Source organism: Marinobacter sp. MBR-99 (assembly GCF_040547575.1).
GTDB lineage: Bacteria > Pseudomonadota > Gammaproteobacteria > Pseudomonadales > Oleiphilaceae > Marinobacter.
Genome location: NZ_JBEPPY010000039.1, coordinates 1 through 7826, shown reverse-complemented (window position 1 = coordinate 7826; position 7826 = coordinate 1). Strand labels below are relative to the sequence as shown.

At 54.2% G+C, this 7826-nt stretch carries 4 protein-coding genes; all 4 read right to left on the bottom strand.

Annotated elements, in window-relative coordinates; genetic code table 11:
- Nucleotides 1-565 precede the first annotated feature (565 nt).
- A complete protein-coding gene (locus ABIE59_RS19730; RefSeq protein WP_354449509.1) occupies nt 566-823 on the bottom strand; it encodes an MbcA/ParS/Xre antitoxin family protein in 258 nt (85 codons plus the stop codon).
- Nucleotides 823-5679: an RHS repeat-associated core domain-containing protein gene (locus ABIE59_RS19725; RefSeq protein WP_354449508.1), complete on the bottom strand. Its 4857-nt coding sequence runs from the start codon at nt 5677-5679 to the stop codon at nt 823-825. The genes ABIE59_RS19730 and ABIE59_RS19725 overlap by 1 nt, the downstream gene beginning before the upstream one ends.
- A gap of 13 nt (nt 5680-5692) precedes the next feature.
- Nucleotides 5693-6475 carry a DUF4123 domain-containing protein gene (locus ABIE59_RS19720; protein ID WP_354449507.1) on the bottom strand — a complete coding sequence of 261 codons (783 nt, stop codon included), beginning with the start codon at nt 6473-6475 and terminating at the stop codon, nt 5693-5695.
- Nucleotides 6468-7826: type VI secretion system Vgr family protein (locus tag ABIE59_RS19715; RefSeq protein WP_354449506.1), on the bottom strand; the 1359-nt coding region annotated here is incomplete at its 5' end. The genes ABIE59_RS19720 and ABIE59_RS19715, both read right to left, overlap by 8 nt.

The following is a 7826-nucleotide window of genomic DNA, read 5'->3' as shown; positions in this document are numbered from 1 at the left end:
CGGTATCGCTCAACCCTGGCAAGTTGCAGGAAATTGAGCGCAATAAACTGGCCGCTTAAACGCGGTCATTTGGACAACTGGGTTGAAAATCGCCGGGGGGCGTTTCGGAGAACCAGAAATAGCCGGCAACAGCCAGAATGAGAGCGCAGGTCAGCGCACCAATGAATTTCATCGTTTTATTCCTTTCCTTGGATTTTTGAATCCCTCAGGATTCTTTTTTTTAAATCAATGTTCGAGTCGCTTTGGAAAGTCGGGCAGTGATTACCATAAGACCTTTTGAGCTTGTAAATAGATCTGTGTAAATACACACCTCATTACAAGTGACCGTCCAGGCTGTCGCCCCGTTAGAGAAATTCGGTTTCTGTCAGGTCATCGGTTTGGGCGACTCGGCCGCCGAACGCATCGTATTCGTAGTGCTAGGTGCACCCGTCCAGTTTTGTGACGCTGGGAAGCCTGTGTTGGCAGTCGAGGGCATAACCGGTGACCAGTTTCTGGTCCTTTCCCTGTCGTTCCACTTTCAAATTGCATACAAGAACCGCACCATATGCAACTCATTAGACCCTATTCAGCATGGCATCCTCATCAAAGTTTCTTTAAGCAAAGCAATCCCGTCTCGGCTCTGAAGGCACTCTCTTGGCTTTTTATGCCCTAAAGCAGGAACAGGCTTATCCAACCAACTAATTGCTGTATTACCAAGGTGGAAATAAATTGCCTTTACCAACCCATTATCCCCAATAAGTGCAAGAAGCTTTTTCACATATGGATCATCTATGTCAACGTCCGGCATAGCATCAACGTAGTTTTGCCATTGCGCATTTTTCATTACTGAGACTCCTTAACCCCTTCAAATACAACTAGGTTTGAACCACCCGGATTTCTGGCAGATGGAGCCAAAATAGCCCTGAAGCCGTTATCTTTCGCGAATCGACCCACTTCATGGGTTTTTGTGTAGTCATTTGAAGTTATGTCCGCCAAATCAACCCCCAGTGCCCGCCTTATACTCGGATCAGTTAAATCCAACACATTTTCAACTCTCGTGACCCGGCTTACTAATTCTCTCCCGTCCAATGCTCCATAATGGGCGATCTCCGCTTGAGCGGTCGCAGGACTAGTCCCAGCATAGACACCTGTATCTCCAGGGCTCGTGTAGCGGTGATTTGCTGCCTGATTATACTTATGCGCATCCCAAGTGGTGCCAATTCGCGCGGGCTGTTCGTAACGATAGACTTCTCCCTCGAAAACAGTACCTCTCGGCAGCACATTTGATCGACCATCGCTATCGGCGGGACAGCTTCCCCGCTTCACCACCAACCCCAACGGATCCACCCACCCAGTAGGATTAGGCACATACTGATAATTATTCAACCCACCCGCAAGACCAATCGGATCCGGCGTGATGAATCGCCCCGTATTCGGGTTGTAGTATCGATGCCGGTTGTAATGCAGGCCGGTTTCCGGGTCGTGGTACTGGCCCTGGAAGCGGAGCGGATTGTCGATTTCTGCAACTTGTTGCTGAACAACATTACCGTAGGCGCGGTAGGTAACCGACCACACGAGTTTGCCCTGCTGGTTGGTCAGTTCCTGGGGCGTTCCCAAATGGTCCAGGTGGTAATAATAGACCTCGGCTTGTTCCGGGCCGTGGCCATCCACCAGCGCCAGGGGTTTGAAACTGTCGGGTTCGTAGATATAGGTGCGATACTGATCCCCGGTTTCTTCAGCAATGAGTCGGTCGCCCTGCCACAGGAATTCGGTTCTCGTCAGGCCGTTGGTTTTGGCGATACGGCGACCAAAAGCATCGTATTCGTAGTGCCAGGTACTGCCGTCCGGTTTGATGACGCTGGTCAGTCTGTGTTGGCAATCATAGCTGTAGCGGGTGACCAGTTTCTGATCTTTGCCCCGGCGCTCTTCGGTCAGGTTGCCAAATTCGTCGTATTCGTAGTGGCAGTCGCCATGCATCGTAAGGCGGTTGCCACGTACATTAGTGCGGTTGTCCGTTGAGGCACCCTGGCTCTGTTCCAGCAGATTGCCAGCGGGGTCGTGGATCAGTTGTTCATAGATATCTCCACGCACGCCAACCAGGCGGTCCATGGGGTCGTAGACATATTCCCGCAGGCCTTTTCGGCTGTCCTGAATGGTTTTCAGGTTCCCGTTGGGGTCGTACTGGTAATCCCTCTGGGCGGCGATATCCTTGATCTGGCCCTGGTGTATGCGGTGCTGGGTCAGGCGCCCCTCTTCGTCATAGACATAAGCGCTCAACAGGTCGCCTTGCTGCCGCTCCATTTCCTCGCCAGTCGCAGCCATGCGGTGACGAGTCAGTCGCTGTCCGTTCAGGTCAATGCCTGATAGTAGTCCCGCTTTATCATGCTCATAAGACAGTGTTTGACCATCTGGCAGAACCATTCCGCTCAGACGATCCATATCATCGTAGCGATATCGAAGGGTGGCCCAGCCCTGATGTTCCGTGGTTAGTAGCCCGTATTCATCGTATTCGAAAACCAGAGGCCAGGAGCCATCATCCACGCCGATGAGCTTGCCATCAGCGTTGTAGCCGTACTGGATGTCACGCCCATCTGGCAGCACTTTTTTCAGTAACCGTCCGAGTTCGTCCCGCTCATAAGCCGTGGTTTGCAAGACGTCACTGGTGGTTCCGTACTCCGCCTTCTCGATCAGGTGGCCGTTAAGGTCATACTGGTAGGCGGTGCGACGGCCGTCAAAGGCGGTTTCTTGTTTGACCAGCCCGTTCGGGTAGTAATCAATACGATATTCTTCCCCCCGCTCGTTTTCGATATGCGTAACCAAGAAACGGTGATGGTCATAGCGGTAGCGCAGTTCGCTGCCATCCGGGTTAATACGACGGGTCAGAAGGTGGAGGTTGTTACCATACTCGTAGCGGGTTTCCCTTCCCTGCTCATCAACAAAGCGGGTGACCTTGTTGTAGTGATTGTAGTGATACTGCCTGCGCCGGTTTCCAGAGAGAATTTCATCGGTCACCCGCCCCAGGCCATCGTACTGATAACGGGTAATAGCACCCCGCGCGTCTTTCTTTGCCAGCAACTGGCCGAACTCGTCGTATCGGTACTGATAAAAAGCACCCGTGGGTGTGGTTTCCTCGATCAACTGGCCGTGGTCGTTCCAGCCCCACTTATGAGCTCGGCCATCGGGCAGGTTAACCTGAACAAGCTGGCCCTGCGGGTTGTACCGATACCGGGTTATCCGTCCTTTCGGATCGGTCTCAGCTAACAGGTCACCTTGGCTGTTGTAATCAAACTTCCAGACTTGCCCGCCCCGATGGATTTCCGCGATGCGCCCCTTACGGTAGGTAAACAGAATCGGCTGCCCGTCAGGCCCGACTTTACCTTGCAGTCGTCCGTTTTTATCGTACTGATATTCAGTGCGCGCCCCCATGGGGTCAACCGTGGCCAGTAGCTGACCATTGTCATCGTATTCACTGAAATGTTTGGCGCCATCCGGGTCAATTTTTTCCTGCAGTTGGGCGGAGCCATCATAGCGCCAGATTTCCTTGCTGCCGTCCACATAACTGACTGTGCAGCTATGCATCTCATCATCCCACTCGAAGCGGGTATCAACCTGTGCACTGTCACCCCATTGGTGGATACAGCGACCCTGAGGCTCAGTCTTGTCCCATTCCAGGTAAAAACTGTATCCGCCGGCCAGTTGGCGGCTGATCAGCATGTGGTTGTTGTAACCGTATCGTTCGATGCCTCCAACTGGGTCTTCAACAGCAACCAGGTTGTCGTTTTCATCGTATTGGTAATGGCGTTCTTCTCGCAGTGTCTGCCATTGATAACCGGTATCGGTCAGTTTGCGATGAAGCAGGCTTACAGTTTTAAGACGCTTGTGCTCAAACCCGAACTCCAGCGCGTGCCCACTATCACTAACAATCCGCTCCAGCTGACCATTGAGGTCGTAGCCAACCCGGAGTTGGTTACCATATCGATCTGAAATCTCGACCAATACCCCCAGGTCACCCTCCCGGCGAAAATGGTATCGAGGAGCCTTTTCCCCAGCACAGGTAACAATCAGCTCGCCGTCTTTCCAGGCCGCCATACCAGACTGTGAGTTGGTACCGAACGGTGCGCGGTCTAGCTCGGGAAGGCGAGTATTCTTACCCTCATGGTCATGCCAGATGATACCGTCTGCCTCGAAACTCAGACTATGGTTCAGGCTGTGCCGCCAGCCATACCCCATGTCGAAGCGTCGATCGCTGCTTCCGGACCGGTACACGCGTTTAAATTCGAACTGCAGTGCTCCAGGAAGTCGCGCGTCAGTGAGTTCAAGTACCTCTTCACCGGTGACTGTACTGATCGGGTCAGCTACCTTTTCTGTGGAACTGTTATCCTGGGTGGTGCGCCCCTGATCGGTTTCAGATGGCGAACGTTCGTCACGAGGTGGTGGGTTACTGCTTTCACTGGTTGCAGCATGATTGCGACCGCTGGACTGCAAATTCGTTACCTGGTCGTCGTCAGCAATCTGGCTGTAAACCTGGTTTCTGTTACGAACATCTGCCCCACGTTGAGTGCCAGATGCATCCAGGCGACTGCCCCCGGCAACCTGGATCGCCCGGTGGTTGGTGCCAATGCTTTCCATGAAGTCCTGAAACTCCCGGGCGAACTGACCGAGAAATTCACCAAGAATGTTTTTACTGGTTCGAGCACTGTCTGCCACATTCATTGCGCTCGCGGCCGCTTTACTACCAATTCGAGCACCATATTTCGCAGCCAGGCCGGCACCCCCGGTGATAATCAGGCCTACAACCACGTCAAAAAGAATTTGCCCTACAAGCTCACCTGAGACTTCAGCCACCTGAGTGGGTGCCAACAATCGAAAATACTGCCGTACCGTATACATCACCAGGAACAGGAAAATCTCGTCGTTGGCCACCAGGCAAGCCTTCAGATAGGCCTCGTCTGCTTTTTTCAGGGTTTCCAGCTGGTCACGGATATCCTCAGGCAGATTGCTGAAGTCATGATCGAGCAGACCGCAGATTACATCGTAGATTCTTCGAATATCATCCAGCACGCCTATAAAGCCGTCTGAAATACCCTGCTGAAATCTCCCATAGGTCGCCAGCGACTGCTCGACCGATCGCATCGACAGATAACGTTCCCACTCCTGCCGAGCACCGTTCTGCCAAGTATTCTCGAGCAGGGCGCAACAGCGTTCGATAAAACCTTCATAGGTTTCATAAAGAGCATCCATATCGGCCTGGGTAACGTCCGGTGACATAACCACTCGGTATTCCTTACCAGGCGTAACCGGAACTTCGGCCAGTCCATTCTCATCAGTGGTGCCGCTGTGGATCGTATCCCAACTCTTAAATAACCAGCCGGTATACTCCTGAATTTGGAAACGCGTAGAGGGAATCGGGGTCTTGCTCACATTCTCATGAAAATGGGCAATTTTGATTTTCCGGGTTTCTTCACAGGGGGCCACCGTAGAGGAAACGACCTTGTTCTCATCGACGCCCTCGCGCTCGGCCTCACCATTAACCTCCAGAACTTGCTCAGTCCCCATGAAGATCGACGAGAACCAGCCCTCACGCCAGTCGTCAAATGTGGACGCTAGAGATTCCCTGAGTTCACGGGTGATGGCGTTGATATCCGGAAGTGCACCGGAAGCCTGTTCTGAAGTCGAAAGAGCCGTCCCTGACTCGCTCATTGATTCATCCTCATCAGTGCGCGCCCTGCAATGCCTCGTGCATCAGAGCTTGGTGTATGGTCTGGACTTGTTCTGGAGAAAGTTCCGTGAGCACTTCTCCAGTGGCGAGCCGCCTCAATTGACGCTCAACTTTCTGTCGTGCGATCGGTGAGGGATAGCGACTCAACGCAGATGGTTTCTTTTCGCCTAGCACGGAGATTGTGTTGTCCACCAACTGATCCCAACAGAGAGATGCAATCTTCGTCAGTGTTGCCGCTGGAAGCGAGAACCATGGGAACTCTGGTACTGGCTTAGCGACCGCCGGAGTGCCGGGGTGCTGTAAGCGGCGCCCGTCAGGCATTACTACCGCACCAACCGGCCCCATTAATTGTGCGCGACAAATCTCGTCAACATTTTCGAGAATTGCACCCCAAAAACGCGGGGCCCAATACCGGAAGAACACCTCTTGTCCTTCAGGAAGGAATATCTTGGTCAGACTTCGAATATGGCAGAAGACCTCATCAAAAGACGCATCACTCACCAAACCCCAACCCCAATCAATACTGTCGGTTTCATCTATCCAGTCCAGAAAGGAGCTTGTGTTATTGACCTGTGCCAGAAAGGGCATTACCTCCTGCCAGCTCGCGTACTGAGTACCGAGAAATAGAGGGCGAGCTGTCATGCCGTCCGCCTTATAAAAGTGAGACACAGGTGCAGCCTCACTAGTCCCGCTCAGCACAAGGAAAATCGAGCCCTCGCAGTCAAGACTTTCACCGACAAGTCTTAGCTGAGTGCGAAAATCCGACGTTTCAGACATCACATACCCCGTCCCGGCACTTAACACATTCCTCGCAGAAAGGCGCATCGGACCTCAGGTTGTTTAGCTGGGGAGCAGTTAGGGGAACGTCCGCTAACATGTCAGGCTCCACGGTGTGATGAACATGGCCTTCCAGATCCGTAGGCATCCCGGGCATCACAGCCCCCTGCCCTGAACCACTCCCCGGCGCCCCACCAGAATTTATCTTGATCCCCGGCCCAGCCAAGGTAACCCCGCTTGGGTCCAGCTTGATAAAGCTGCCGCCACCAGAAATCGTCAGCTCCGCCCCGGCATCCAGCACCACTTTCGCACCGGCTTTGTGATGAACTTCTGTGCCGGCTTCCGAGGCCATGGTGCGGCCGGTCTTCTGGTGGAAACTGCCGGCGATGGTCTGGCTGCAATCGGCGCCGACGGAGGCTCGGCTTTCACCATCAGTGGTGCAGTGGTCTGCCGCTTTCACATGGCTGAACTGGTGGTTCTCCACCGTCAGGTGGCTGTCGTTCTTGATGACTTCGGTACGGTTGTTTTCCGTCAGCAGGTCCAGGTCTTTCTGGGCGTGGACGTAGATCTGTTCCTGGTCGGCTTCGTCTTCAAAGCGCAACTCATTACTGCCCTCACCCTTGTGGGTTTTGGTTTTCAGGGTGGTTCTTGTTTTGTGTTCTGGCAGCGCATAAGGCGGTGTGTTGGTGGCGTGGTAAGTCCTGCCGGTGATGATGGGCTGGTCCGGGTCGCCGTCCAGGAAGGAAACTATTACTTCGTTGCCGATTCTGGGCAGGGCCATAAAGCCGTATTGGCCGCCAGCCCAGCCCTGGCTGACTCGCAGCCAGGCACTGCTGTGTTCGTCGTTTTTTGAGTAGCGGTCCCAAGGGAAGCGTACTTTGACTCGTCCGTACTGGTCGCAGTGGATCTCCTCACCCTCGGGGCCGGTGACGATGGCCATCTGGGGGCCGTCCATCATCGGTTTGTGTTCGCACAGCGGGCGCCAGGTTTTATCGGCGGGGATGGCGGTGAAGTCGTTGTGGTAGCTGGTGGGCTGGCTGCCACCTTCTTCCTGCATCGCCTGAGGCTGCTTGCCGGTGTGGGTGATGGCGGTCAGCAGCCATTCCCGGTTCAGGCTCTGGCTGTCGTGGTCCTGCAGCTCGACTTTGGCGCCGGGGGTGAAGTCGGGGCGGTTGCTTTCGCCCTTGGCCAGGCTGGCGTCGTTTCTGAGGGCGTCCAGTCTGGCCTGGGTGAAGGGCTGGCCACTGGCGTCGGCTTTGTAGCGGCCGGGGTAGTCGTAGTGCTGGTAGTCTACCCGGTGGTTCACACCGCCTGCGCTGTGTTCGTGCATCAGGGCGTAGGCGGGGTTCTT